This is a genomic window from Arthrobacter sunyaminii, assembly GCF_018866305.1.
GTDB classification, from domain to species: Bacteria; Actinomycetota; Actinomycetes; order Actinomycetales; family Micrococcaceae; genus Arthrobacter_B; species Arthrobacter_B sunyaminii.
Genome location: NZ_CP076456.1, coordinates 3,854,233 through 3,877,855, shown reverse-complemented (window position 1 = coordinate 3,877,855; position 23,623 = coordinate 3,854,233). Strand labels below are relative to the sequence as shown.

23 protein-coding genes are annotated in these 23,623 nt (G+C 64.7%); 17 read left to right on the top strand and 6 right to left on the bottom strand.

The window, feature by feature from the left end:
* Positions 1-36 precede the first annotated feature (36 nt).
* The 11 genes from KG104_RS17760 (at position 37) to KG104_RS17710 (ending at position 10,032) form a co-directional block, all read left to right on the top strand.
* The gene (locus KG104_RS17760; protein WP_104053447.1) at positions 37-984 is read left to right on the top strand and encodes an ABC transporter ATP-binding protein; all 948 of its coding nucleotides are present in this window, start codon (positions 37-39) and stop codon (positions 982-984) included.
* A complete protein-coding gene (locus tag KG104_RS17755; protein ID WP_207348170.1) occupies positions 981-1,832 on the top strand; it encodes an ABC transporter permease subunit in 852 nt (283 codons plus the stop codon). Before KG104_RS17760 ends, KG104_RS17755 begins: the two co-directional genes overlap by 4 nt.
* A gap of 186 nt (positions 1,833-2,018) precedes the next feature.
* Positions 2,019-2,987, top strand: coding sequence for an ATP-binding cassette domain-containing protein (locus KG104_RS17750; RefSeq protein ID WP_104102430.1), 969 nt, complete (start codon positions 2,019-2,021; stop codon positions 2,985-2,987).
* Positions 2,988-2,989: 2 nt separating this feature from the next.
* Complete coding sequence (locus KG104_RS17745) at positions 2,990-3,868, top strand: ABC-2 transporter permease (RefSeq protein ID WP_104160019.1); 879 nt, start codon at positions 2,990-2,992, stop codon at positions 3,866-3,868.
* Positions 3,869-4,047: 179 nt separating this feature from the next.
* Positions 4,048-5,322 (top strand): M18 family aminopeptidase, encoded by a 1,275-nt coding sequence (locus KG104_RS17740; RefSeq protein ID WP_104053443.1) that lies wholly within the window; start codon positions 4,048-4,050, stop codon positions 5,320-5,322.
* 205 nt (positions 5,323-5,527) lie between these two features.
* Entirely contained in the window at positions 5,528-5,881 is a 354-nt protein-coding gene (gene rpsF / locus KG104_RS17735) for a 30S ribosomal protein S6 (RefSeq protein WP_104053442.1), read from the top strand.
* A gap of 33 nt (positions 5,882-5,914) precedes the next feature.
* A complete protein-coding gene (locus tag KG104_RS17730) occupies positions 5,915-6,484 on the top strand; it encodes a single-stranded DNA-binding protein (RefSeq protein WP_104053441.1) in 570 nt (189 codons plus the stop codon).
* A 147-nt stretch (positions 6,485-6,631) separates the two neighbouring features.
* A complete protein-coding gene (gene rpsR, locus KG104_RS17725) occupies positions 6,632-6,871 on the top strand; it encodes a 30S ribosomal protein S18 (RefSeq protein WP_003800144.1) in 240 nt (79 codons plus the stop codon).
* Between the two features lie 18 nt (positions 6,872-6,889).
* Complete coding sequence (gene rplI / locus KG104_RS17720) at positions 6,890-7,339, top strand: 50S ribosomal protein L9 (RefSeq protein ID WP_104053440.1); 450 nt, start codon at positions 6,890-6,892, stop codon at positions 7,337-7,339.
* 588 nt (positions 7,340-7,927) lie between these two features.
* Positions 7,928-9,310, top strand: coding sequence for a replicative DNA helicase (dnaB, locus tag KG104_RS17715; RefSeq protein ID WP_104053439.1), 1,383 nt, complete (start codon positions 7,928-7,930; stop codon positions 9,308-9,310).
* An 86-nt stretch (positions 9,311-9,396) separates the two neighbouring features.
* Positions 9,397-10,032, top strand: a complete 636-nt coding sequence (locus tag KG104_RS17710) for a hypothetical protein (RefSeq protein WP_207348171.1) — start codon at positions 9,397-9,399, stop codon at positions 10,030-10,032.
* 48 nt (positions 10,033-10,080) lie between these two features.
* On the opposite strand, the gene KG104_RS17705 is transcribed toward KG104_RS17710, so the two are convergent.
* Entirely contained in the window at positions 10,081-12,066 is a 1,986-nt protein-coding gene (locus tag KG104_RS17705; RefSeq protein WP_207348172.1) for an APC family permease, read from the bottom strand.
* A 378-nt stretch (positions 12,067-12,444) separates the two neighbouring features.
* Between KG104_RS17705 and KG104_RS17700 the strand changes: the two genes are divergently transcribed.
* Positions 12,445-13,164 (top strand): transglycosylase family protein, encoded by a 720-nt coding sequence (locus KG104_RS17700; RefSeq protein WP_104053436.1) that lies wholly within the window; start codon positions 12,445-12,447, stop codon positions 13,162-13,164.
* A gap of 127 nt (positions 13,165-13,291) precedes the next feature.
* Here the strand turns inward: KG104_RS17700 and KG104_RS17695 are convergent, their stop codons facing one another.
* Together KG104_RS17695 and KG104_RS17690 are read right to left on the bottom strand one after the other, a co-directional pair.
* Positions 13,292-13,585 carry a MoaD/ThiS family protein gene (locus KG104_RS17695; RefSeq protein ID WP_104053435.1) on the bottom strand — a complete coding sequence of 98 codons (294 nt, stop codon included), beginning with the start codon at positions 13,583-13,585 and terminating at the stop codon, positions 13,292-13,294.
* Complete coding sequence (locus KG104_RS17690) at positions 13,582-14,688, bottom strand: WD40/YVTN/BNR-like repeat-containing protein (protein WP_207348173.1); 1,107 nt, start codon at positions 14,686-14,688, stop codon at positions 13,582-13,584. Before KG104_RS17690 ends, KG104_RS17695 begins: the two co-directional genes overlap by 4 nt.
* 84 nt (positions 14,689-14,772) lie before the next feature.
* On the opposite strand from KG104_RS17690, the gene KG104_RS17685 reads away from it, so the two are divergent.
* From KG104_RS17685 to KG104_RS17665, 5 genes are all read left to right on the top strand, one after another.
* Positions 14,773-15,687 (top strand): DUF4031 domain-containing protein, encoded by a 915-nt coding sequence (locus KG104_RS17685; protein ID WP_237688631.1) that lies wholly within the window; start codon positions 14,773-14,775, stop codon positions 15,685-15,687.
* A gap of 38 nt (positions 15,688-15,725) precedes the next feature.
* Positions 15,726-17,030 carry an MFS transporter gene (locus tag KG104_RS17680; RefSeq protein WP_207348316.1) on the top strand — a complete coding sequence of 435 codons (1,305 nt, stop codon included), beginning with the start codon at positions 15,726-15,728 and terminating at the stop codon, positions 17,028-17,030.
* Between the two features lie 9 nt (positions 17,031-17,039).
* Positions 17,040-18,398, top strand: a complete 1,359-nt coding sequence (locus tag KG104_RS17675) for an MATE family efflux transporter (RefSeq protein ID WP_207348174.1) — start codon at positions 17,040-17,042, stop codon at positions 18,396-18,398.
* A gap of 57 nt (positions 18,399-18,455) precedes the next feature.
* The gene (locus KG104_RS17670) at positions 18,456-19,040 is read left to right on the top strand and encodes a hypothetical protein (RefSeq protein WP_207348175.1); all 585 of its coding nucleotides are present in this window, start codon (positions 18,456-18,458) and stop codon (positions 19,038-19,040) included.
* Between the two features lie 77 nt (positions 19,041-19,117).
* On the top strand, positions 19,118-19,531 hold the full coding sequence (locus tag KG104_RS17665; RefSeq protein WP_181032194.1) for a hypothetical protein: 414 nt from the start codon (positions 19,118-19,120) through the stop codon (positions 19,529-19,531).
* A gap of 35 nt (positions 19,532-19,566) precedes the next feature.
* Here the strand turns inward: KG104_RS17665 and KG104_RS17660 are convergent, their stop codons facing one another.
* The 3 genes from KG104_RS17660 to KG104_RS17650 form a co-directional block, all read right to left on the bottom strand.
* Positions 19,567-19,956 (bottom strand): hypothetical protein, encoded by a 390-nt coding sequence (locus KG104_RS17660; RefSeq protein WP_207348176.1) that lies wholly within the window; start codon positions 19,954-19,956, stop codon positions 19,567-19,569.
* Positions 19,957-20,047: 91 nt separating this feature from the next.
* Positions 20,048-20,719, bottom strand: a complete 672-nt coding sequence (locus KG104_RS17655) for a hypothetical protein (protein ID WP_207348177.1) — start codon at positions 20,717-20,719, stop codon at positions 20,048-20,050.
* A gap of 90 nt (positions 20,720-20,809) precedes the next feature.
* A complete protein-coding gene (locus KG104_RS17650; RefSeq protein WP_207348178.1) occupies positions 20,810-23,416 on the bottom strand; it encodes an LPXTG cell wall anchor domain-containing protein in 2,607 nt (868 codons plus the stop codon).
* Positions 23,417-23,623: the final 207 nt, after the last annotated feature.

The following is a 23,623-nucleotide window of genomic DNA, read 5'->3' as shown; positions in this document are numbered from 1 at the left end:
GCTGCAAGATGGAAACACCAAGTGTGAGGACACACCATGATCGAGGCACGCGAACTCACCAAGCGCTTTGGCGACAAAACCGCCGTCGACGGCATTACCTTTTCGGTTCCGCCGGGCAAGGTCACCGGATTCCTTGGGCCGAACGGTGCCGGAAAATCAACCACCATGAGGATGATCGTCGGATTGGACCATCCCACCGCCGGCACCGTGACCGTCAACGGAAAACCGTACGCCGGGCACCGGTCTCCGCTCCATGAGGTGGGCTCCCTGCTGGAGGCTAAGGCAGCACATCCCAAACGCACCGCCTACAACCATCTGCGGGCCATGGCCGCCACCGAAGGCATTTCCGCGGCCCGCGTCAACGAAGTCATCGAGCTCACGGGCCTCGGATCCGCGGCGCGGAAAAGGGTCGGCGGGTACTCGCTGGGCATGGGACAGCGGCTGGGTCTGGCAGCGGCACTGCTGGGGGACCCGCAAACCCTGATCCTGGATGAGCCGGTTAACGGACTGGACCCGGAAGGCGTGAAATGGGTGCGCTTCCTGGTCCGGGGACTGGCAGCCGAAGGCCGCACCGTCTTCATCTCCTCCCACCTGATGAGCGAGATGGCGGTGACCGCCGACCATTTGATAGTGATTGGCCGCGGCCGGATCCTGGCCGATGCTCCCATCGACGAGGTAATCGCCGGCAGCAAGCAGGAGCGTGTCCTGGTGCGCACGGACGACACAGGTGCCCTGGCCGCCGCCCTCGGCTCGCCGGGAGTGGAAGTGCGCAGACAGGAGGCGGATCAGTTGGAGATCCTTGGTCTGAGCACCCGCAGCATCGCTGAAACGGCGTTTTCCCGGGGGATCCTCATCACCGAGCTCACCCCGCAGCAGGTCTCCCTGGAGGACGCCTACATGGAGCTGACCGGCGGCGAGGTTGAGTACCAGTCACAGCAGAGGACCGCCCCCTATCTGCCGGCCGGAGAAGGACAACAATCATGAGCACAGCAGCAGCGGCCGCACGGGGGCCCCGGAGTTCCGCCGCCGGCCGTGTCACTTTCGCCCGGGTGCTGCATTCCGAGCTGATCAAGACCGCCACGGTCCCCTCCACCGTTATCCTGCTGGCGGTGAGCTTCGCGGTGATGGTTGGGCTGGGCGCCCTGGTCGCCTGGGGAACGGTTCAGCTGGTGAATGACCCGGTGGCCGGCCCTCCCGAAGGATTCGGCACCTCAGCGCAGAGCCTGGCCTATGACATCCCGGCATCGGGGCTGCCCTTCGGCCAGCTGCTGATCGCCGCGCTGGCCGTGGTGCTGATCGGATCCGAATACACCACGGGCATGATCCGCTCCACCATGGTGGCCGTGCCCACCCGCACCCCCGCACTGCTGGCCAAGACCCTCGTGATCGCTGTCATTTCCTTCGTTCTTGGTGTCCTGGCGGCGTTCACCACCTATCTGGTGGCCCAGCCGATACTGTCCGGTTCCGACCTGGATTTTGGGCTGGATGCTGAAGGGGTGTTGCCGTCCATCATCAACACCGGCACGGTGCTGGCCCTGATCGCCGTCATGGGCGTGGCCATCGGTGCCCTGCTCCGCAATACGGCCGGGGGAGTGGTGACCCTCGTCGGAGCACTTTTTGTCCTGCCGATTATCACCGGACTGCTCTCCGGCCTTGCGGACTGGGTGGAAGACGCCGAGCGCTTCCTGCCCAGCAGCGCCTCTGCCGCGCTGGTAGCCACACGGGTCCAGCCGGATGCGTTCAACCAGGCGGAAGGCGGCCTCATTCTTGCCGGCTGGGCCGTGGTGCTGCTCGCCGCCGCCGTCGTCGTTCTCAAGAAACGGGACGTCTAAGCGGGACCAGGGGCGGGCGCCTGAACGGACTCAGGGTCTTCCCTGAGTCATCCTCCGGGGGGACCCGGAAAAGCACCGAAATCATCCTCTAGGACGGTGCGGGCTGCCGTCCGCTCCTCTAGGGTGGGGGAAGCCCCCCAAGATTTTCTTCCGCCCAATGTATTTCCGCCCAATGTGAGGATCACCATGATTGAGGCACTCGGCCTCTCGAAACGCTACGGTGCCAAAACCGCCGTGGACAACGTTTCATTTACCGTCCAGCCGGGCAAAGTCACCGGCTTTCTCGGCCCGAACGGCGCCGGCAAGTCAACCACCATGCGCATGATCGTGGGACTGGACCGTCCCACCGGCGGTGCCGTCACCGTCAACGGCAAGCCCTACAAGCAGCACAAGGCGCCCCTGCATGAGGTGGGGGCCCTGCTGGATGCGAAGGCCGTCCACACCAAGCGCTCTGCGTACAACCACCTGCGCGCCCTGGCTGCCACCCACGGCATCTCCAACAAGCGGGTCAACGAAGTCATTGAACTGACCGGGCTGGGTCCGGTGGCAAAGAGGCGGGTGGGCGGCTTCTCGCTGGGCATGGGGCAGCGGCTGGGCATCGCCGTCGCACTGCTGGGCGACCCCCAGACCCTGATCTTCGACGAGCCGGTCAACGGACTGGATCCGGAGGGGGTCCTGTGGGTCCGCAACCTGGCCAAGGGGCTGGCTTCTGAGGGACGCACGGTGTTCCTTTCCTCGCACCTGATGAGCGAAATGGCCGTCACCGCGGATCACCTGATCGTGATCGGGCGCGGCCGGATCATTGCCGATGCACCGATTACCGAGATCATTGCCGGGCAGGACAAGATCCGCACGCTGGTGCGCACAGACCAGCCGGAAGAACTGCGCCGTGAACTAGAGAACCGTGAAACCACGTTCACGCAGCTGGAACCGGACCTCCTGGAGATTACCGGCCGGGATCCGCGCAGCATCGCCGAGGCCGCCCTGGCCCGGCAGATCCTGATCTATGAACTGACACCCCGCCAGTCCTCCCTCGAAGAGGCGTACATGGAACTGACCCGGGACCAGGTCGAATACCAGTCACAGGCCATCGAGCAGCCAGAGGCACAGGCCCCCGCAGCCGAAGCCACTTTGATCAGCGGCGGAGGAAAGTAAGCATGAGCATCCAAACAGCACCAACACCTGCTCCGGCTCGAAGCCGGGACGGCTCGGGCCTGAGTTTCGGGCGCATCCTGCGCTCGGAGTGGATCAAGGTCACCACCGTGCCCTCCACCGTGATCCTCCTGGGCATCACGCTCGTCGTCATGGTGGGACTCAGCGCCCTTTATGCCTGGCAGTTAGCAGTGTCCGTTGGGTTCATGGCGGACGCTTCTCCGGAAATGCAGGCCCAGATGGGTGGAGGCATGGACATGCTCCGGGAGCAGGCGCTGATGGCACCGGCCAGCGGCTACATCTTCGGCCAACTGCTGATTGCCTCACTGGCGGTTGTCCTGATCGCCTCTGAGTGGGGCACCGGCATGATCCGGTCCACCATGGTGGCCGTTCCCACCCGCATTCCTGCCCTGCTGGCCAAGAACCTTGTGATTGCCCTCATCGCCTTTGTCCTGGGTGCCGGCGCGGCATTCATCTCCTATTTCCTGGCCCAGCCAATCCTCGCCGCGGAAAATCTGGAGTTCGACCTGGCTGCCGACGGGGTGCTGCGCTCCATCCTGAACACCGGAACCTATTTGGCGTTCATCGCAGTGATCTCCATGGGGATCGGCACGCTCCTGCGCAACACTGCCGGCGGCGTGGTGACGGCCATTGGCTTGTTCTTCGTCTTCCCCGTGATCATCGTGAACCTCATTCAGGGGCTGGCCGACTGGATCCCTGACGCCGCCCGCTTCCTCCCCACCAACGCCGGGGACCGGATGCTCCTGATTCCAGCTGATGAAGCCGGGCAGCTCACCGCCCTCGAAGGCGGCCTGGTTATGGCGGCCTGGGCTGTGGCGCTGTTGATCATCTCCCTGCTCGTGGCCAAACGCCGCGACGTCTAGGGACTGAATTCTTCGGGGACGGAGGATGCGGAAGAACGGCCGCAGCCTCTTTCCCCGGATCCCCGTTGCCGGGCACTCAAACTCCTCCACAGCGGGGAGTTTTTGTGTTTAACAAGTTGGCAGTCCACGGTTTCGGGCAGCCATTACGCGCGCGGAGCAGGCTCTGGTTGAATCGGAGTATGCCTGATGCATTGGATCACATTCATGACCTTGGCGCTTTTGTCAGCGCCTCCCCCTCCAGCTTCCATGCGGCCCGTGAGGGCGCGCGCCGCCTCGCGGCTGCCGGGTTCACCGAACTCGGCGAGGACCGGTCCTGGCCGGCCGGGCCCGGGAAGTACCTCGTGGTGCGGGACGGTGCCCTGATCGCCTGGATCGTTCCGGAAGGAGCCGGACCCGGAACGGGATTCTCGATCCTGGGCACCCACACTGATTCGCCGTCCTTCAAGCTCAAGCCCCGCCCCACCACCGGACGGCTGGGGTGGCTGCAGGCCGGCGTGGAGGTGTACGGGGGACCGCTGCTGAATTCCTGGCTGGACCGCGAACTCCAGCTCGCCGGGCGTCTGGTCACCTTCGACGGCGAGGAGCGGCTGGTGGAAACCGGACCGCTGATGCGTTTTCCACAGCTGGCCATCCATCTGGACCGCGCCGTAAATGAGGGCCTGAAGCTGGATAAGCAGCAGCATATGAACCCGGTCTGGGGCCTGGGGGACCCCTCCGCCGCAGACTTGGTGGGCCTTTTGGCCGCGAAAGCAGGCCTGGCGCCGGAGGAGATCGGCGGCTACGACATCGTGGCCGCAGACACCCAGGAGCCGCGGACCTTTGGCGCCGAGAACGAGTTCTTCGCCTCAGGACGGCTGGATAACCTGTCCTCGGTCCATGCCGGTTTGGCGGCGCTGATTGCCGCCGCGGAGAACAAGACGGACGGCTCCATCGCCGTGCTGGCTGCTTTCGACCACGAGGAGGTGGGCAGCGGGAGCCGGTCCGGTGCTGCAGGCCCCTTCCTGGAAGATGTGCTGAACCGGATTACGGCCGGGCTGGGCGCGTCGGAGGCGGAGCGGCAGCAGGCTTTCGCGGCGTCGTTCTGTATCTCCGCGGATGCCGGCCACGCCGTGCATCCCAACTATGCCGAGCGCCATGATCCGGCCAACCATCCCGTGCTCAACGGCGGTCCGCTGCTCAAAATCAACGCCAACCAGCGCTACACCACAGATGCTCCCGGTGCCGCCCGCTGGGCCCGGCTATGCCGGGACGCCGGAATTCCCTACCAGGAGTTCGTTTCCCATAACTCGATGCCCTGCGGGTCCACCATCGGGCCGCTGACTGCCACCCGTCTGGGGATCCGTACCGTCGACGTCGGTATTCCGCTGCTGTCCATGCATTCGGCCCGGGAGATGGCCGGTGTGCAGGATCCCTTCTACCTTTCACGGGTGAGTGAAGTGTTCTTTATCCGCTGACGCCAACCGGCGCAGATGCCGGCTCCGGGTGCGCGGCGTCAGAAACACCTGCCGCCGTCCGGTAGACTAGCTAAGTCTGTGCTGTCGGCCTTGCCGACGCTTTTCCTGCCCCCTGGTCACCCAGGCCCGGCGGGACGACAACGCAAAAGAACCTCCTGTTACGGAAATGCCGTGACCGTATAGCCCAAAGGAGGTGGGTTCACAAATGCGTGCTTATGAACTGATGGTTATCATCGACCCCGAGGTAGAAGAGCGTACAGTCGAGCCTTCGCTCGACAAGTTCCTCAATGTTGTCCGCAACGATGGTGGAACCATCGACAAGGTCGACATCTGGGGCCGTCGCCGCCTCGCCTACGAAATCCAGAAGAAGACTGAAGGCATCTACGCAGTGGTTAACTTCACCGCGACGCCTGCAGCTGCTGCTGAACTGGATCGCCAGCTGAGCCTGAACGAGACCATCATGCGCACCAAGATCATCCGCCCGGAAGAGCAGAAGATCTCGAAGAAGGATGCCAAGAAGGCCGCTAAGGCTGAAGCTGCAAAGGTTTCCGCAGAGTAATTTCTGCAAACCAAACCGATATCAGGAGGCAACATGGCAGGCGAGACAACTATTACCGTCGTCGGCAACCTAACGAATGATCCGGAACTCCGGTTCACGCCGTCAGGTTCGGCAGTGGCCAACTTCACCATTGCCTCGACTCCGCGGACCTTCGACCGCACGTCAAATGACTGGAAGGACGGCGAAACGCTGTTCCTCCGGGCATCTGTGTGGCGCGAAGCTGCTGAGAACGTGGCCGAATCCCTGACCAAGGGGACGCGTGTTGTTTGCCAGGGCCGCCTGAAGTCGCGTTCGTATGAAACCAAAGAAGGCGAAAAGCGCACCGTAATGGAGCTTGAGGTCGACGAGATCGGCCCCTCGCTTCGGTACGCTTCCGCGAAGGTTACCCGCACCCAGCGCTCCGGCGGCGGTGGCGGCGGCTTTGGCGGCAACAGCGGAAACTCCGGAAACAGCGGCTTCGGCGGCAATTCCAACCCCGCATGGGGCGGCGGCCAGCAGCAGCCACAGGCTGCGCCGGCTGACGATCCCTGGGGTGCTCCTGCAGGCGGCGGAAACGCCGGCGGCTGGGGCAACGGACCGGATTCCAACGATCCTCCCTTCTAATCTCAACCGAGGAGCGGCACGTTTGCCTCGCGGTAAGCGTGCAGCACTTCACCCCTGCGCCTTCGGGCGCAACCTCAGACGGCATTCGCCGTCGAGCCCATCCCGTGGAATGATCCACGGGCTCCACCAGACATAAGGAGCTCCACGATGGCTAAGGCTGAACTTCGCAAGCCCAAACCAAAGTCCAATCCCTTGAAGGCCGCTGACATCACTGTCATCGACTACAAGGACGTAGCATTGCTGCGCAAGTTCATTTCCGACCGCGGAAAGATCCGCGCCCGTCGCGTAACTGGCGTAACCGTGCAGGAACAGCGCAAAATTGCACAGGCAATCAAGAATGCCCGTGAAGTTGCTCTCCTGCCGTACTCCGGCGCTGGCCGCGGCTAAGGAAAGGAACCTAAACACATGGCAAAGCTCATTCTGACCCACGAAGTAACCGGTCTCGGCGCTGCCGGCGACGTCATCGAGGTAAAGGACGGTTACGCACGTAACTTCCTGCTGCCCCGTGGCTTCGCTCTGACCTGGACCAAGGGTGGCGAGAAGCAGGTTGAGTCCATCAAGGCTGCCCGCGCTGCCCGCGAGCACGCTTCCCTGGAAGATGCTCAGAAGCAGGCTGCTGCACTCTCCGCCAAGCCGGTCACCCTGACCGTCAAGGCCGGCGAGTCCGGACGCCTCTTCGGCACGGTCAAGCCCGCCGACGTTGCTGCTGCTGTTGAGGCTGCCGGTCTCGGCACCATCGACAAGCGCAAGGTTGAACTGCCGACTCACATCAAGTCGGTTGGCTCCTTCCAGGCCAACGTTCGTCTGCACGACGACGTTGCTGCTGTCATCGACCTCAACGTCGTAGCCAGCTAGTAATTCGGCCGTCAACACGCCCTGAGGGCGTGTAGCGCGTCAGCGCCCTCCGCGTTAGCGGGGGGCGCTTTTGCATGCCCGGAAGCCTCAGCGGACGTTGTGCACCCCTGGGCGGCCACACCGCGGCGTGTCTGTGGATATCGGCTGTGGAAAATTGCCTGCCCGCCGGGGATAACTTCACCCCATAGGCCTGTTTTTATCATCTGTCAACCTGAAACCAGGTGATGAATGTTGACGAAAAATACCTTCTATACACAGGTGTGGATGAACGTTTCCCCATGTCAGAGCCATCTTTTGAGAGAAATTAATAGTTTATCCACACCCTTATACCCAACCTGTGCACAAGACACGCCCAGTTATGAACACCTTGTCCACAAGGCTTGTGGATAACTCGTTTGGGAGCAGGCGGTTTCAGGACTACGGTTGCGGGTGAATCCCTCCTATTCGACTCCTAGCCCCTTACCGGGACGGTGCCGTTGGACCGGCAGCCGCCGCACACGAAAGTGTCACCGCGGCGGGATAGACCTGAAGCAGCTGCCCACCGGGCAGGGATCGCACCACAGCAGTACCTTGGGAAAGGGTTACACAGTGTCGCTCACGCATACTGACTCACCGGCATCGAGTTCGGGCTCCGACTTTGCGCGGACACCGCCGCAGGACCTGGTTGCCGAGCAGTCGGTCCTGGGCGGCATGATGCTCTCCAAGGACGCCATCGCCGACGTCGTTGAGGTCCTGCGCGGCATTGACTTCTACCGCCCTGCGCACGAGTCCATTTTCGAAGCCATCATTGACCTGTACGGCCGCGGCGAGCCCGCGGACGCCGTCACCGTGTCGGATGAACTCACCAAGCGCGGTGAGATTGGCCGCATCGGCGGGCCCGCGTATCTGCACACCCTGATCCAGTCGGTTCCCACCGCTGCCAACGCCGGTTTCTACGCGGAGATTGTGCGTGAACGTGCGGTCCTCCGCCGGCTCGTGGACGCCGGCACCAAGATCGTCCAACTGGGCTACTCCAGCGACGGCATGGAAGTCGACGACATCGTCAACGCTGCCCAGGCCGAGGTATACGCCGTGGCTGAGCGCCGCACGGCCGAGGACTACGTACCGCTCAAGGACATCATCGAAGGAACGGTGGACGAGATTGAGTCGGCCGGCCACCGCGGCGAAGGCATGACCGGTGTGCCCACCGGCTTCTACGAACTCGACGAGCTGACCCAGGGGCTGCACCCCGGACAAATGATCGTCATTGCCGCCCGTCCGGCTGTCGGTAAGTCCACGTTCGCGCTGGACTTCGCCAGGTCCGCGGCCATCAAGAACAACATGACCACTGTCTTCTTCTCGCTGGAAATGGGCCGCAACGAGATTGCGATGCGCCTGCTTTCGGCCGAGGCAACCATCGGGCTGCAGGACCTGCGGAAGGGAACCATCAAGGACGAGCAGTGGGGCAAGATCGCCACCACCATGGGCCGGATGAATGACGCCCCGCTGTTCATCGATGACAGCCCGAACATGTCCCTGATGGAGATCCGGGCCAAGTGCCGCCGCCTGAAGCAGCGCCATGATCTCAAGCTGGTGGTGTTGGATTACCTGCAGCTGATGTCCTCGGGCAAAAAGGTGGAGTCCCGGCAGCAGGAAGTTTCGGAGTTCTCCCGTGCGCTGAAACTGCTGGCCAAGGAGTTGGAAGTGCCGGTGATTGCGCTCTCCCAGCTGAACCGAGGCTCTGAGCAGCGCACCGACAAGAAACCCATGGTGTCCGACCTCCGTGAATCCGGCTCCATTGAGCAGGACGCCGACATGGTCATCCTGCTGCACCGTGAAGACATCTATGACAAGGAATCCCCGCGTGCCGGCGAGGCAGACGTCATTGTGGCCAAGCACCGCAACGGGCCCACCAAAACCATCGTGGTGGGCTTTCAGGGCCATTACTCCCGCTTCTCCAACATGGCGGTGGAGGGCGGCTCAGGCTTCTAGCCGCCGCCCGACTAGAATTGGTGCTGCCGGTCGGCCCCGTGTCCGCTCACGGTGCCACCCCCGACCAGCCGTATCCAAGGAGTTCCGTGCCCAAGTCCAAGCCCCGCAAGAAGGCCGTCGCCAAGAAGAAGCAGGCCCGCCGCGCCGAGCATGAAACGAACCGGATTTTCGGCAACACCGAATCCTTTACCAGTGACGAGGGTGAGGCTCTGCTGACGTCCCGCGGCTGGATCAGCGAGCGGAACCAGCCCGGCGGCGCGCTCGACGGCGACGCCTGGTACTGGATGCCGTCGCAGCTGCCCGCCTATCTGGAGGAGGGCGAGCCCGTGCCGACATCCGTCTTCCCGCTGGAAACCGGATTCGTGAGCCAGCTGGCGACGCCGGACGGTTCCGTCCCGCCCGAGGCCCAGACCGAATACGGGTCCCTGGAAGAACTCGTTGCCGACCTGGACCGGCTGGAGGCCTACCGCGTTCCGGAGGGAACATGGACTGTTCTGGGCGGCGGCCCCGGCCCGGAGGAAACCCCCGATGACCTTATCGACACCATTGCCGAAGAGTGGGAGCTGATCGCTGAGCTGATTCACTTCCCGTACACGGCCGAATCCGGGCCGCGGTCCTTCGAGAACGTGGTGCAGGCACACGCAGAGAGCCGGCTCACGGACTATGCCTACCAGTCGGTCCTCGCCGGCAGGGGATTGTCCGCCCCCGGCGCTGACAGCTGACGTCCGCAGGAACCGCAGAGGCTGCGGGACGCCCGGTTTCAGGGGGCGTTACAGCCCGGAACCCGGTGTGGGCGTAGCGTTCCGGTCTCGGCTGGACGCCAGCTGCCAGGGAACGCTGGCCACCATGATGCCCGGTTCAAAGTGCAGGCGGGCCTTCATGCGCAGCGCGGTCTGGTTGTGTACCAGCTGCTCCCACCAGCGCCCTACGACGTACTCGGGGATGTAGACCACAAAGAGTTCACGGGGTGAATTCCGCCGGGCCTCGCGAAGATACGTGAGTACGGGGGACACGGTCTCGCGGTACGGGGACGACAGCACGGTCAGCGGCACCGGGATCTGCATCCGGTCCCACTGCTCCATCACCCGCTTGGTGTCTTCGGGGTCGATGTCCACAATGATGGCGTTCAGGCTTGAAGGGCGCGACGCGCGAGCGTAGGCCAGGGCCCGCAGGGCGGGTTTGTGGACCTTGGACACCAGGATCACGGCATTGACCCGCGACGGCAGTGCGAGGCCCTGCACGTCGTCATCCACGGCCAGTTCCCGGGCTACCGAGTCATAGTGGGACCGGATGAGGAACATCAGCAGGTACAGCAAGCCCATGGCCAGCAGGGCAATCCAGGCGCCGTGGGTGAACTTCGTGACCAGGACAATCACCAGAACCAGCGCGGTCATGCCGAACCCGACGGCGTTAATGATGCGGGAGCGCTTCATGCCGCGCCGCGCGTCCCGGCTTCGTTCCGTACGCAGCCGGGCCGTCCAATGCCGGATCATGCCCAGCTGGCTGGCTGTGAATGAGACGAACACTCCGACAATGTAGAGCTGGATCAGCCGGGTGACATCGGCGTCAAAAAGCAGGATCAGAACCAGTGCACCCAATCCCAGGGCCACGATGCCGTTGCTGAAGGCGAGCCGGTCTCCGCGGGTGCGCATCTGACGCGGCAGGAAGCCGTCCTTGGCAAGGATGGAGGCCAGTACGGGAAATCCGTTGAAGGCGGTGTTTGAGGCAAAGACCAGGATCAGTCCGGTGGCGGCAATCACGATGTAGAAGGCGAGGCTGCCGTCACCGAAGATCGTTTCCGCGAGTTGGCTGATGACCGGATGCTGCACGTATTCAGAACCGACCGGGCTGCCGTCATAGATCAGCTGGGTGGCCGGATCCTGTACGACGCGGACGTTGGTGGCGTTGGCCAGCGCCAGGATTCCCGCCAGCATTGCCGCCGAGATTCCACCCAGGAGCAGCAGGGTGCTGGCCGCATTGGTGCTTTTGGGCTTGCGGAAGGTGGGAACTCCGTTGCTGATTGCTTCCACCCCGGTCAGGGCCGCCGCCCCTGAGGAGAAGGCCCGCAGCAGCAGGAACGCGCCGGCCAGTCCCACCAGGCCGCTGTCCAGTCCCGATTCCGGCACCAGGTCAAAGCCTGACGACGGCGCCTGGCCCAGACTGCCGGTGGCTGCCTGAAAGGCGCCAATAGCGCACATGCCCAGCACCGATGCCATGAAAACGTAGGTGGGAACCGCGAATACCGCTCCCGCTTCACGGACGCCGCGCAGGTTGACCAGGACCAGGCCGGCCACGCCAACGGCGGCAATCGGTGCCTGGAGTCCGTTCAGGGCAGGCACCGCCGTTATCAGATAGTGGGAGGCCGAGGACATCGAGACGGCGACCGTCAGCACGTAATCCACCAGCAGTGCCGAAGCAACTGTCAATCCGGCGGGCTTGCCCAGGTTGGTGCTGGCAATTTCGTAGTCCCCGCCGCCGGAGGGGTAGGCATGAACGTTTTGCCGGTAAGACGCCACTACCGTCAGTAGGACGATGATCACAGCAAGACCGACCCACGGTGAGAGCGTTACGGCAGTGACCCCGGCGAGGGCCAGGGTAAGCAGAATTTCGTCCGGAGCGTAAGCTGCGGAAGAGAGGGCATCGGAGGCGTAGACCGGCAGTGCGATGCGCTTGGGAAGCAGGGTGTGCGCCAGCTGTTCATTGCCGTAGGGGCGCCCGACCAGAACGCGTTTGAGCGCATTGAAGAATGTCAGCACGAGGTCAAACCCTAGACCTGCCGCTGGCACGCTGTCTAGAAACGGCAGGTGGAGCGGCTTGAAGCAGGCGATCAGCAGTCGATCAAGGTGCCGCCCGGGTCCAACAGTTTTGCGTGACCGATATCAATTTGTTATCTAAGGGCAGTTGCCCTAACGTGGTTAACGGTTCGAAAAACGAACCCCGCCGGGCATCCAAGTCCCGGCATCAGGCGGGCGCCGTTCCAGGTGCCGCCGCAGCGCTCGGTGCCTCGAGCCATCTCACGTCGCCACATCGTCAGGCACCGTACCATGACCTCGATTCGTCAGGGGGTTGGCGACGGCGTAAGGAAGCCCTGGGAAGGGTGGAACGCAGGTGGGCCCTAGGAGCAGCCAATACCAATGACCAAGTCTAAGATCAGCCGAACCGTGCGCCGGGGACTCGCAGTAGCAGCCATCTCAGGTGCAGGCGTAGCACTGACCGCAGCACCGTCCCAGGCTGCCGACGCAAGTACATGGGATGCACTGGCACAGTGCGAGAGCGGCGGTAACTGGGGCATCAGCACCGGTAACGGATTCTCCGGGGGCCTCCAGTTCCTTCCGAGCACCTGGGCAGCCTACGGCGGCACGGGTGACCCCGCCTCCGCCAGCCGCGAACAGCAGATCGCCGTGGCAGAGCGCGTTCTCGCCGGCCAGGGCTGGGGTGCATGGCCCGCCTGCTCCGCCAAACTCGGCCTGTCCGGCGGTGCCACCGGCTCGGTGAGCACCCAGAGCCAGACCACCGTTCCGGAGCAGACCCAGCAGTACACCGCGCCGCAGACCACGCAGGAATACGTAGCCGAAGCTCCGGTCCAGCCGGAAACCCAGGTTGCCCCTGAGGCTGTCGTGCCTGAGACTCCGGTGCTGCCGGAAGCCCAGGTCCAGGAGCTCGCACCGGTGCAGACCCCTGCTCCTGCGGTGAGCGGCGAGACCTACACCATCCAGCCCGGTGACACGCTCTCCGCCATCGCGGAGAAGCTGGGTATTGAAGGTGGATGGCAGGCGCTGTACAACGCCAACGCCGACTCGCTCATCCACCAGGACCTGATCCTCACCGGCCAGGTCCTGCAGCTGCCGGCCTAATGAAGGTCTAAGCCGGATTCCCGGCATCGCCAGGGAACCGGAAAATGACAGTGTGAAGGCGCTCCGCCATCGGCGGGGCGCCTTCACTCGTTATATAGGGATGATGCATCAGGGATGTCTCCGCCGTTCAGCCACCGGCCACGGACGCCAGGATCAAAACCTCGCAGCCCGGGGGCACCTGGCTGTCCAGACCGTTAAGGGCACGCAGTTCTTCGCCGTCGAGATACACGTTCACGTAGCGGCGAAGCTTCCCTGCCTCATCCCGGATCCGGCGTTCCAACCGCGGATAGTCGGCGGCCAGCCCGTCCAGCAGGGCGGCTGCGGTCAGTTCCGGGCCCGCGGGGCGGACGAGTTCGCGCTGCCCTCCGGCATCGGCTGAGAGTGCGGCAGGAAGAACCACGCGGACCGGCGGCGCTGTCATCTCAAGGAACCCGCCGGCACAATGCCGGCCCGAACACAGAGCACGTCCGGAAGATTGCCGGCAATGAGAGAGAAGCTGTCCCCTTCGTCGGCGCTGCCGAACACCTGCCCGCCGCGGGTGCCGAAGTACACTCCGGCAGGATCGGCGCTGTCCACAGCGGCGGCATCACGCAGCACCGCGTTGAAATCGGTCTCGGGAAGACCGTCGTCGAGCCGCGTCCAGGAATCCCCGGAGTCCGTGCTGCGGTACACCGCCAGATGTCCCTCAGGGGCAATGCGCTCGCCGTCGGCCTTCAAGGGGATAGTCCAGATGGTGCCGGACCTGGTGGGATGCGCCAACATGACAAAACCGAAATCCGCCGGCAGCCCGTCGGCAATGGATTGCCACGAATCGCCCGAGTTGTCAGTGCGGTACACGCCGTGGTGGTTCTGGGCATACAGCCGGTCAGGATTACCTGCATCACGAGCCACTTTATGCACGCACTGGCCGTACTCCGGATTAGGGTCGGGAAGAAAATAGGCGCTGATGCCGGTGTTGCGCGGTATCCAGGACGCTCCGCCGTCGTCGGTCCGGTAGACGCCCGCGACGCTGATCGCCACGTGGACGGTGTCATCGTCCGGGCTGGGCAGAACGGTGTGCGCGGCTGCTCCGCCGAACCCGGCCCCCCACCCGCTGCGGTGCGGGTGGTCCCAGAAGGGCTGGTTCATCTCGAAGTGCTCTCCGCCATCGGTGGATTTCCACACGGAAATGGGTTCGGCACCTGCCCAGACCACGCCGGGGCGCCCGGCACTGTCCGGCTGCAGCTGCCAGACCCGCGTGAGCCCTTCTCCGGTGTCCGGCGGGAACCGGACCGCGCCGTCCTCCGGCTCACTCCAGGTCTGCCCAAGGTCATCGGAGTGGACCACGCACGGGCCCCAGTGCCAGTCCATGATGCCCGCGAGGATCCGCGGAACCGGACCCCGGGTATCCAGGGCCACGGAAGCAACCTCTTCCATCAAAAAGTGCGGCCCGGTCAGGTTCCAATCACGCCTGTCGGTACTGGTCGCCAGCCACAAACCCTTGCGTGTTCCGATGGCCAGGACGGCAGTGTCCCCTTCATTCATGCAGGTATTGGACCATGGACCCGCGGCATGGACAAGGGCATGCCGAAAGGTTCGCGTGGAAATCCGGGCGGGGGTCCGGTAGGTATGGGATATGGCTTTCCTGTCTCCGTCCCGGCCCGCAGCGCGATGATCTATATTGATCCGCCGCGGTGGCCCGCCCATGGCACGGTGTTTTCACATCTGGTGTCGGACACGTCGCTGTCTGAGCTCCACGCCTTCGCCGCAGCCGCCGGGATCAGCACCCGTGCCTTCGACCTGGACCACTATGACGTACCGCGGCACCGCTACCGGGATCTGGTGGCCAGCGGGGCGGTGGAGGTCGACGGCGGCATGCTGGTGCGCGTGCTCATCCGCAGCGGTCTGCGGATCAAGGCGCGGGAGCGCAATGCCTCACTCGTGCATCCGCTTCTGGCCCGCTGGGACGTGCTGGTTCCGGGTGCGCGCGGGGTTGGCATGGAACTGCTCAACCGCTGGGGCGAACCGCACCGCCGCTACCATGACCGGCGGCACCTGCTCGCGGTGCTGGAAGCAGCGGAACAGCTCTCCGGGGAGCCGCCGCGGACGGTGCTGCTGGCCGCCTGGTTCCACGACGCGGTGTACCGCGGCGCCGCCGACGACGAGGAGAACTCAGCTTCCCTCGCCGGAAGCCTGCTCGCTGAAGCCGGAAGCCCGGCGCGGGAAATCCGTGAGGTCCAGCGCCTGGTCCGGCTGACGGCCGGCCACCGCCCGGAACCCGGGGATGTGTCGGGTGCGCTGCTCTGCGATGCAGATCTGTCGGTCCTGGGCCGAAGCCCGGAGGCTTACCGCCGGTATCTGGCTGATGTTCGGCTGGAGTATCCGCATCTGAATGATGCAGCCTTCGAAGCGGGCCGCCGCCGCGTGGTGGCCGACCTGCTGAAACTCGATCCGATCTTTTCCGCACCCGTTGCCCGCGCCCGCTGGGAAGAGCAGGCGCGCAGCAACCTCATGTCCGAAGGGGAACTGCCGCAGCGGGGCTGACCGCGGTGCAGGCTGGGAGGGGGAGGGCCTACAGTTTGATGGTGCGCAAGGGGACAGAAACAGGAGCGGGAAGCAGCAGGGACCAGCCGTGGGCCGGGCACGCCAAAGGCAGCCGGGGTTACCGGGGTGTGCTGATTGGTCTGGCCGCGGCCGGCATGGCCACCTTCGCGCAGCTGTACTCGGTGCAGGGGATCCTGCCCGGAATGGCCCGGGACCTGGACATCACCGCATCGTCCGCCGCGCTTACGGTCTCGGCTGCAACTTTGGGCCTGGCTGCAGCAGTCATTCCCTGGTCAGCTGCAGCGGACAGGTTTGGCCGGTTGCCCGTGATGCGGCTGGCGATCATCGCGGCGGTGGTGCTGGGTCTGGTGGTGCCGTTCAGCCCCGATCTGCCCGTGCTTTTGGTGCTGCGGTTCGCCGAAGGTGCGGCCATGGGCGGGATTCCCGCTGTTGCCCTGGCTTACCTTAACGAGGAAGTATCACGCGTCCACGCCGCCGTCGCGGCCGGAAGCTACGTTTCCGGCACCACCATCGGCGGGCTGGCCGGGCGACTGGTTGCCGCTCCGGTGGCCGATGCGGCGGACTGGCGCGTCGGCGTCGGCGTCGTCAGCCTCCTGGCCGCCGGCGCCGGTGTCGTGTTCATGCTCACCGCACCGAAACAGCAGGGATTTGCCCCGCTTCGCCGGTCCGATCCGGGTCCGGGACTGGGCGGGCGCCTACTGGCCAATCTGCGCAACCCGCGGCAGCTGAGCCTGTATCTGCAGGGGTTCCTCCTGATGGGCGGCTTTGTGGCGGTCTACAACTATCTGGGCTTCCGGCTCGGTGCCGCACCGTTTTCGCTGCCGCAGAGTGTGGCCAGTTTCCTGTTCCTGGCCTACCTTGCCGGTACCTGGTCCTCGCGGTCCGCCGGAGTTCTCGCCGGCCGGCTTTCCAGCCGCGGCGGCCGCAAAACGGTGCTGCTGGGTTCCATTGCCGTCATGGCCGCCGGGCTGGCCCTCACGCTCACTGCGTGGCTGCCCGCAGTGATTGCCGGGCTGGTGGTGTTCACGGGCGGATTCTTCGCTGCCCACTCCATTGCCTCCGGCTGGGCGCCGTTCCTCGCCACTGCGGGCCGGGCCCAGTCCTCGTCGCTGTACAACCTCTTTTACTACGCCGGGTCGAGCCTGCTGGGCTGGATCGGCGGCATCTTCTTTCAGACCTGGGGCTGGGCCGGACTCAGTGGATTTGTGGGCGCCCTGATGGCTCTCGCAGCCGGAACCGCTGCCGTGGTGCTCACGCCGGAGTCAGGCACGGGTTCCACTGCTGATTCAGCCGGCGCGGCCGGGCCACCCGGAGGACCGTAAACTTTGAAGGTGGGCACTCCAGCACAAACCTCCGGCTCCTCCCTGGGCCGGCGCATCCTTGCCCTGGCCGTACCCGCACTCGGTGCGCTGATCGCCGAGCCGCTGTTCCTGATCGCGGATTCCGCCATCGTGGGCCACCTGGGCGTCAATGAGCTGGCCGGCGTGGGCCTGGCATCCACCGTGCTGCAGACCGCCGTCGGCCTCATGGTTTTCCTGGCCTACTCCACCACCGGCACCGTGGCCCGGCACCTGGGCGGCAACCGCCACCGCGAGGCCGTGGCCGCCGGCCGGGACGGCATCGGGCTGGCCCTCATCCTGGGGGTGCTGCTCTCTGCCGCCGGCATCCTGGCTGCGCCCGCCCTCGCCACCGCGTTGGGGGCCACCGGGGAAGTGCACGCTTTCGCCGTGGATTACCTGCAGTATTCGATGCCGGGCCTGACAGCAATGCTCGTCGTCCTGGCCGCCACCGGAGTGCTCCGCGGCCTGCAGGACACCCGCACTCCGCTGGCGGTCGCCGCCGTGGGCTTCGGCGTCAACATCGGGCTGAACTATCTGCTGGTGTACGGCTTCAACCTTTCAGTGGCCGGGTCCGCGCTGGGCACCAGCATCACCCAGTGGGGAATGGCCGGCGTCTATCTGCTTCTGGTGGGACGGATGGTGCGCCGGGCCGGGGTGCCGCTGCGTCCCTCGGCCGCCGGCATCCGGGCTACCGCCCACGTTGGCTCCTGGCTGATGCTGCGCACGCTTAGCCTGCGCCTGGCCGTGCTGGCCGCTGTGCTCGTCGCCACCGCCCAGGGGCCACAGTCCCTCGCCGCCCACCAGCTGGTCATGACCATGTTCACGTTCCTGGCCTTTGCCCTGGATGCCCTGGCGATAGCCGCGCAGGCGCTCATCGGCAAGGAACTTGGCGCCGGCAACCGGGCACTGGCACGGGAGATGACCCGCCGGATGATCCGCTGGGGTGTGGGCTTCGGCATCATCACCGGAGCGCTGCTGGCGGCCGCCGCTCCCTTTGCCGGATGGATTTTCACGCCCGACGCCGGGGTGCAGTCCGCGCTCACCGCGGGATTGTGGGTGCTGGCCATGTCCCAACCAATCTGCGGGCTGGTTTTTGTGCTCGACGGCGTACTCATCGGTGCCGGTGACGCACGGTACCTGGCGGTCACGGGTGTGCTGAATCTTGTGGCCTACCTCCCGCTGCTGTGGTGGGTCCACGCGTCGGGGCTGGAGGGCCCGGGCGGGATTGCCTGGCTGTGGGCGGCCTTTGCCCTCGGCTACATGAGTGCACGTGCCGTGACCCTGACCTGGCGGGTGCGCCAGGATGCGTGGATGGTCACCGGGGCGGCACCGGGCGCCGTAAGCGACTAAGCTTGTGGATGGCCAACCGGCCATACGATGCGCAGACATGAAAGCGGAGGCTCGGCAGTGGGCGATTCCAACCACGGCACCCCGTGGGTACCAATCCTCCTACGGTCCGCAACGGCGGCTGCCTTTGCCATCCTTACGGTTTTTTGGCAGTCACCCGGCGTGGGCGTACTCTCCGTTGCCGGCGGCCTGTACCTGCTGTTGACGGGGGTGTCCGTCTGGCGGATGGCCGTCCTCGCGGGCACCAGCGGTGAACCGCGGATCCGCAGCCTGCAGCTGCTGGAAGCCGCCGGCTACGCACTGGCAGGCCTGGCCGTCCTGGCACTTCGGTCCGTTGAAGCGTTCCTTGCAGCTGCCGGCCTGGCCCTGGTGGTGGGGGGCGTCGTCGAACTCTACCTCTGGGCCAAGTCCCGCAAAACGTTCCTGCCCGCACGGGACTGGCTGATCACCGGGGCAGTGAGCCTGGGAACGGCCCTGATCCTGGCTGTCGTCCAGCTGATGGGCCTCGGGGCACACGCAATGCTGGGGGTCACCGGCGGTTCGGCGATCATCATTGCCGTGATGCTGGCAACGTCGGGACTCGGTGCCAGGTGGGATGCCCGGTCACAGGGCAGCGGCCAGCCGAGCCAGTCGCCCGCCGTATGACAAAAGCCGTAAACTAGACAACTCCGGTTCTACCTACTGTAGAACTGAGAACATTCAACGCAGCAGGAGGAACAACAGTGGCGAACAGCTCATCCGGAAGGCCGCAGAAGCGGAACTCCGTGAAGGCCCCGCTCATTTTCTCTGCCGTGCTGGCTGTGATTGCGGGTGTTGCCACCATGATCTTTGCCACCGGCGGCGCCGAGAAGGAACTGCGAGTGGATCTGGGTCTCACGGCTGCCGGAATCGCGTTCATCGCCTCGCTCCTGATCTGTTCGCTGCTCCTCATGACGGAAAAGCCGAACCCGGACCACCTCAGCGAAGGATCCGGCGTACACCGCAGCTCCGCCAAGATTCCCGGTGGGGCCGGTTCCATCGGCGCCCCCGGCTCAGCCACCGGGCCAAAGGCCGGGGAGGGCACCGCCCGGGAGAGCAGCAAAAGCACGCAGCCGGAAGCCGGCGGCGAATCCCGGCCTGCTGACCCCACCGCCTAGTAAGTCGCCGCCCCTTAGCGGCGCCGCTTACGCTGCTATCCTCCGGGGTCTTTAACCGGGGGAGCGGGGCTTTCAGATGCCCGCAGGTTCTCGGGACCATCAAGCATCCGGCCGAGTCCGGCGAGCTGGTCCCGGTCCTCGCGATCCGGCACCCCTGACCCGGGCTGTGCGGCGCCGGATACAACAGTGCCGCGCCGGCCCCGTATGACAAGCAGGCCTCCAAGCGCGACGGCGGCAAGGCCGGAGGCCAGGGCCAGCATCAGCATGGCGTAAAACCAATAGAGCGCGAGGTTCGGAGGCGCCGATAGGGGAGGCGTCAAAAGGCCGGTAAGGCAGGCGAGCCAGTACGCTGCGCAGCTGCCGATGATGATCCAGGCGGTCCGGGATGGAAGGGACAAGAACAGGTTCTGCAGCTTCTGATCCATGAACAGGTCCTAGGAAGAGGCCGTGGTGCCGTCTGCTCGACGCCCTCAAGTCTAGGCAGGCCCAACCGGACCGGACCAGCCAGTTGCCCGTTTACGGTCCGTTTGTGGCGAGGGGGGTTGCGAGGCCGCTGGACTCCTCCACAATGACCTTTACCGCCCCGGTAGGCTGCTGGGTAGCTACGGCATCGGTCAGGGGCTGGACCTGGTCTGCCGGAACTCGGACCGTGATGCTGCCGGTCCGTCCGCTGGTGCCGAGCCAGTGCAGCTGGACCTTCGGAGCCGAGTCCGTGCCCAGCCAGGTCTTGAACGCATCCACAGCATCCTTGAGCTGGTCAGCCGTGAACTGGGTCAGGTAGGGAACGGCTCCGGCTTCCGTCACTGCCGCCTCGGCTTCCGGGGTGGTAACGGCCACGTGGAGTTGGTTGTCCTCGATCCAGGCATCGGAATATGCGGAACCAAGATCGGTTTTCAGCTGTGTGTGCAGCTGCAGGAGCTGGGTCATGTTTTCATCCATTGCTGTGTCGGGGCCAGAGGGAGTGGCCGGAACGGCGCCCGTCGTCCCGGCGGCGGTGCTGTCCGGTGCGGCAGCGGTTGCCGGGGTTTTGGGATTCGCTGATGAGTCTGCGCCCGCGGAAGCCGGGGATGCAGAGGGCCCCTGAGACTGTGGATCCTGCCCGCAGCCGCTGAGGAGCAACAGGACAGCGGTGGCCAGCGCCGCAACCGGTGCCGCAGCCGCGCCGCGGGTCTTTTTCGGGATGGACATCTTGCCTCCTGGGTTTCCAAGTACGAAATACCAAAGCGGGCCCCGGCACAAGGCCGGGACCCGCTTTGGTCTTTTCACGCTAGCCGCAGATTAGGCGTCCTGCATCCGGCGGCGGTTCATCAGCAGGGCGCTGATGCCACCAATGGTCAGCAGTGCGCCTGCTCCGGCAAAGAGGCCCATGCCGGCAGCGCCGGTGTCGGGCAGGCCGTCACCGTTGTTGTCCGGTGTGGGGTCGCCCGGCTGGGGAGCTACGGGCGGTGCCTGCTCTTCGACGACGACTGCAGTGACGGTGAAGACCAAATATGCGTCCTCAGAGGTTGCTCCGTTGAGGGTCTGTGACGCCCGTACCGAATAGCTTCCTGGAGAGAGGGCCGGAAGACCAACGGTCCAGCTTCCGTCCTCCGTAACCTCAGCGTTGGCCTTGAAATCACCGATCATGACTGAAAGCTCGGCGCCTGCAACGCCGGTGCCGGAGATCTTTTCGGGTGTTGAATCCTCAGCGAAGTCCTGGCCGTCATTAAGTGAGGTGATGATCGGCTTGTTCGGGATGACCGCAAACTTGGAGGTGGCCTTCGGTGACACATTCTTGCCCTCGATGCCACCCTGACGGGCGGTTACCGTGTAGTTGCCGTAGGACAGTGCGTCCTCAAGCGTGTACTCCCAGTTTCCCTTGGTATCGACGGTGGCGGTGCCAGGTTTCGCGTCCGCGGCAGCTTCCTCCGCAGCGTCTACAGTGTCAGCGGCGGACGCACCCGCGACCTCTACAGTTACCGTGGCGCCGGGGGCGCCGGTGCCCTTGATGGTCGTGAGTGAATCGATGATTCTATCGCCGGCAGCCGGGTTGGTGATGACCGGAGCAGGCAGCGGAGCTTCCTTGACCGTCAGTTCGTAAGAGACGGTCTTGGACTCGTTGAAGCCGTTCACTGCCTGAACCGTGAATTTCAGCTTTCCGCCGTCAGGAACGGTGGCCGGAGCCGGGAAGCTCCAGGTTCCGTTCACGACGTCGAGGTCCGCGGTCTCACCGTTGATGGTGAGCCGGACCTTGGTGCCGGCGGCGGTTCCGGTGATGGCCTCGTCCGTCAGAACGGTGCCCTTGTCCTCATGCGAAGTCAGAGCCGGCGCTTCAACGAACACGGCAACGGAGTAGCCGGGCAGGCGCAACATGCCGTCGGAGAGAGTGGTGGAGAAGAAGTAGTTTCCATCCTCGGGGCCGGCACTGACGAGGCCCATGGCATTGGAACCGGAAATCACGGAGCCGCCGGAGTCACCCGGGGCGGCGTTCTTCTCAAGCGTCGATTCAAAACCCCATACGCCGCGGGCTCCATCTGCGGCGCCCACGTAGAACTCGCCGATGGCGGAGACGTCACCGCAGCTCCAGCCGGTGGTGCGGCCGGACTTGCACATCGGAGCGCCGACAACGGGGTCGGTGGTTCCGGTGACCTTGACGGTGTCCGCCGTCAGGTCCTGCGGATTGGTCCACTGGGTGACCTCGGGCAGCAGGTCAAGGTCACTGTTGATGCCGTTGATGACACCGATATCGGTGCCGATGTTCTCCGTGGAGCCGATATCGGTGGGTGAATTGTTCTCGCCGCCGAACTGAGAGAATCCCCAGGTGCCCAGATCGGAACCCAGCGAAGGCTGGGTGCCGTTCCCTGCGGGGTCGTCCGCCGGAATCGTAAGAATGGTGTCCGTGGCCTGGCCGTCATCGGCGCAGTGTCCGGCGCTGATCACGGCGGGAGCACCTTCGGCATTGAAGGCGTTGAAGCCAATAGAGCACGATCCGCCGGAGTTGCCGGTGAAGGTGGCGTAGCCGTGACCGTTGACAACGTCCTCCAGGGCATTGGCCGGACCGGACGCGTCGATGACTGTAACGCTGGGATTGTTCTTGGCGAAGGCATCGGCCGGAGTGGTTCCGGCTGCTTCGGCAAGGCGCTCGGCGAGCAGCGAACCATCAACAACAGCGGGCGCAGCTTTCTTCGCCTTGATGACATAGCCCTCAGCCGTCAGCATGATGGACTGCAGGCCTTCCACACCGACGCTGGAGATGTATTCGGTGCGAAGGTTCCTAATGACTTCGCGGGGGTCGCCCGCGAGGCTTACCGGAGCAGCGATTTCTTCCTCTGCCGCCGGTTCTTCGGCAGCTTCGGTCGGCTCGGCACTGGGAGCCCCGGTGGCTGCCTCGGTGGCCTCAGCCTCCGGCTCGGCGGCCTCAACATCGCCTTCTTTGGCTGCGGGGGCCACCAGAGTGGCATCCAGCTCGAGGGCGAGGGCCTCAAGGGCCTCTCCCGAACCGGTGATGACAATCTTGCCGTCTTCGATGACAACGCTTACGAAGCCTTCGGTGGCCTGGAGCCTGGGAAGGGCATCTGCTGCCTTTTGGCCCAGCTCGCCGGCTGCCTCGAATTCCTCGACTGTCATGCCGAGGTCGCGCAGAAGGGCTTCGGCCAGGCCGGGAGCCAGGGTTCCTGCCTCTTCGGCGGGAGCTTCTTCAGCGGGAACGGCCTCTTCGACAACCGTTTCTTCAACGACGGTCTCGTCAACCGGCGCTTCGGCGGTTGCGGTGGCTGGTGTGATGTCCGGCTCTGCGGCCGGAGAGGCGATGGCCGGCGAAGCGATAAACGCTCCGCTCACCGCCAGTGCTGTTGCGGCGCCCAAGGCGCCCACGCGTTTGTAAAACGCGCTCGAGTTGTCCTGCAATTGAAACCCCCATTTTGTACTGGCACAGACCGCATCTCCGTAATTGGCACAGGGGTAACCCTGGCCGGAACATCGCGGAATCGAGACTGTGTTGAATAGCCGTTCGCCGAGACGGCGGACGAAGCTCAACGTGATCATAGCTTCAGGTGACTAAACTAACAAGACCACTTACCAGTTTTGGGGAGAGCGGAGGCAAGAAAGCTGCGG

Excerpts from the sequence above, each read along its gene's own strand:
- KG104_RS17750 (WP_104102430.1), top strand. The coding sequence starts at position 2,019 with ATGATTGAGGCACTCGGCCTCTCGAAACGCTACGGTGCCAAAACCGCC.
- KG104_RS17655 (WP_207348177.1), bottom strand. The coding sequence starts at position 20,719 with ATGTCCATCCCGAAAAAGACCCGCGGCGCGGCTGCGGCACCGGTTGCG.
- KG104_RS17660 (WP_207348176.1), bottom strand. The coding sequence starts at position 19,956 with ATGGATCAGAAGCTGCAGAACCTGTTCTTGTCCCTTCCATCCCGGACC.
- KG104_RS17755 (WP_207348170.1), top strand. The coding sequence starts at position 981 with ATGAGCACAGCAGCAGCGGCCGCACGGGGGCCCCGGAGTTCCGCCGCC.
- KG104_RS17695 (WP_104053435.1), bottom strand. The coding sequence starts at position 13,585 with ATGACAGCGCCGCCGGTCCGCGTGGTTCTTCCTGCCGCACTCTCAGCC.
- KG104_RS17740 (WP_104053443.1), top strand. The coding sequence starts at position 4,048 with ATGCCTGATGCATTGGATCACATTCATGACCTTGGCGCTTTTGTCAGC.
- rplI (WP_104053440.1), top strand. The coding sequence starts at position 6,890 with ATGGCAAAGCTCATTCTGACCCACGAAGTAACCGGTCTCGGCGCTGCC.
- KG104_RS17680 (WP_207348316.1), top strand. The coding sequence starts at position 15,726 with ATGGTGCGCAAGGGGACAGAAACAGGAGCGGGAAGCAGCAGGGACCAG.
- KG104_RS17730 (WP_104053441.1), top strand. The coding sequence starts at position 5,915 with ATGGCAGGCGAGACAACTATTACCGTCGTCGGCAACCTAACGAATGAT.
- rpsR (WP_003800144.1), top strand. The coding sequence starts at position 6,632 with ATGGCTAAGGCTGAACTTCGCAAGCCCAAACCAAAGTCCAATCCCTTG.
- KG104_RS17685 (WP_237688631.1), top strand. The coding sequence starts at position 14,773 with ATGGGATATGGCTTTCCTGTCTCCGTCCCGGCCCGCAGCGCGATGATC.
- KG104_RS17760 (WP_104053447.1), top strand. The coding sequence starts at position 37 with ATGATCGAGGCACGCGAACTCACCAAGCGCTTTGGCGACAAAACCGCC.
- KG104_RS17700 (WP_104053436.1), top strand. The coding sequence starts at position 12,445 with ATGACCAAGTCTAAGATCAGCCGAACCGTGCGCCGGGGACTCGCAGTA.
- KG104_RS17745 (WP_104160019.1), top strand. The coding sequence starts at position 2,990 with ATGAGCATCCAAACAGCACCAACACCTGCTCCGGCTCGAAGCCGGGAC.
- KG104_RS17690 (WP_207348173.1), bottom strand. The coding sequence starts at position 14,688 with ATGAATGAAGGGGACACTGCCGTCCTGGCCATCGGAACACGCAAGGGT.
- rpsF (WP_104053442.1), top strand. The coding sequence starts at position 5,528 with ATGCGTGCTTATGAACTGATGGTTATCATCGACCCCGAGGTAGAAGAG.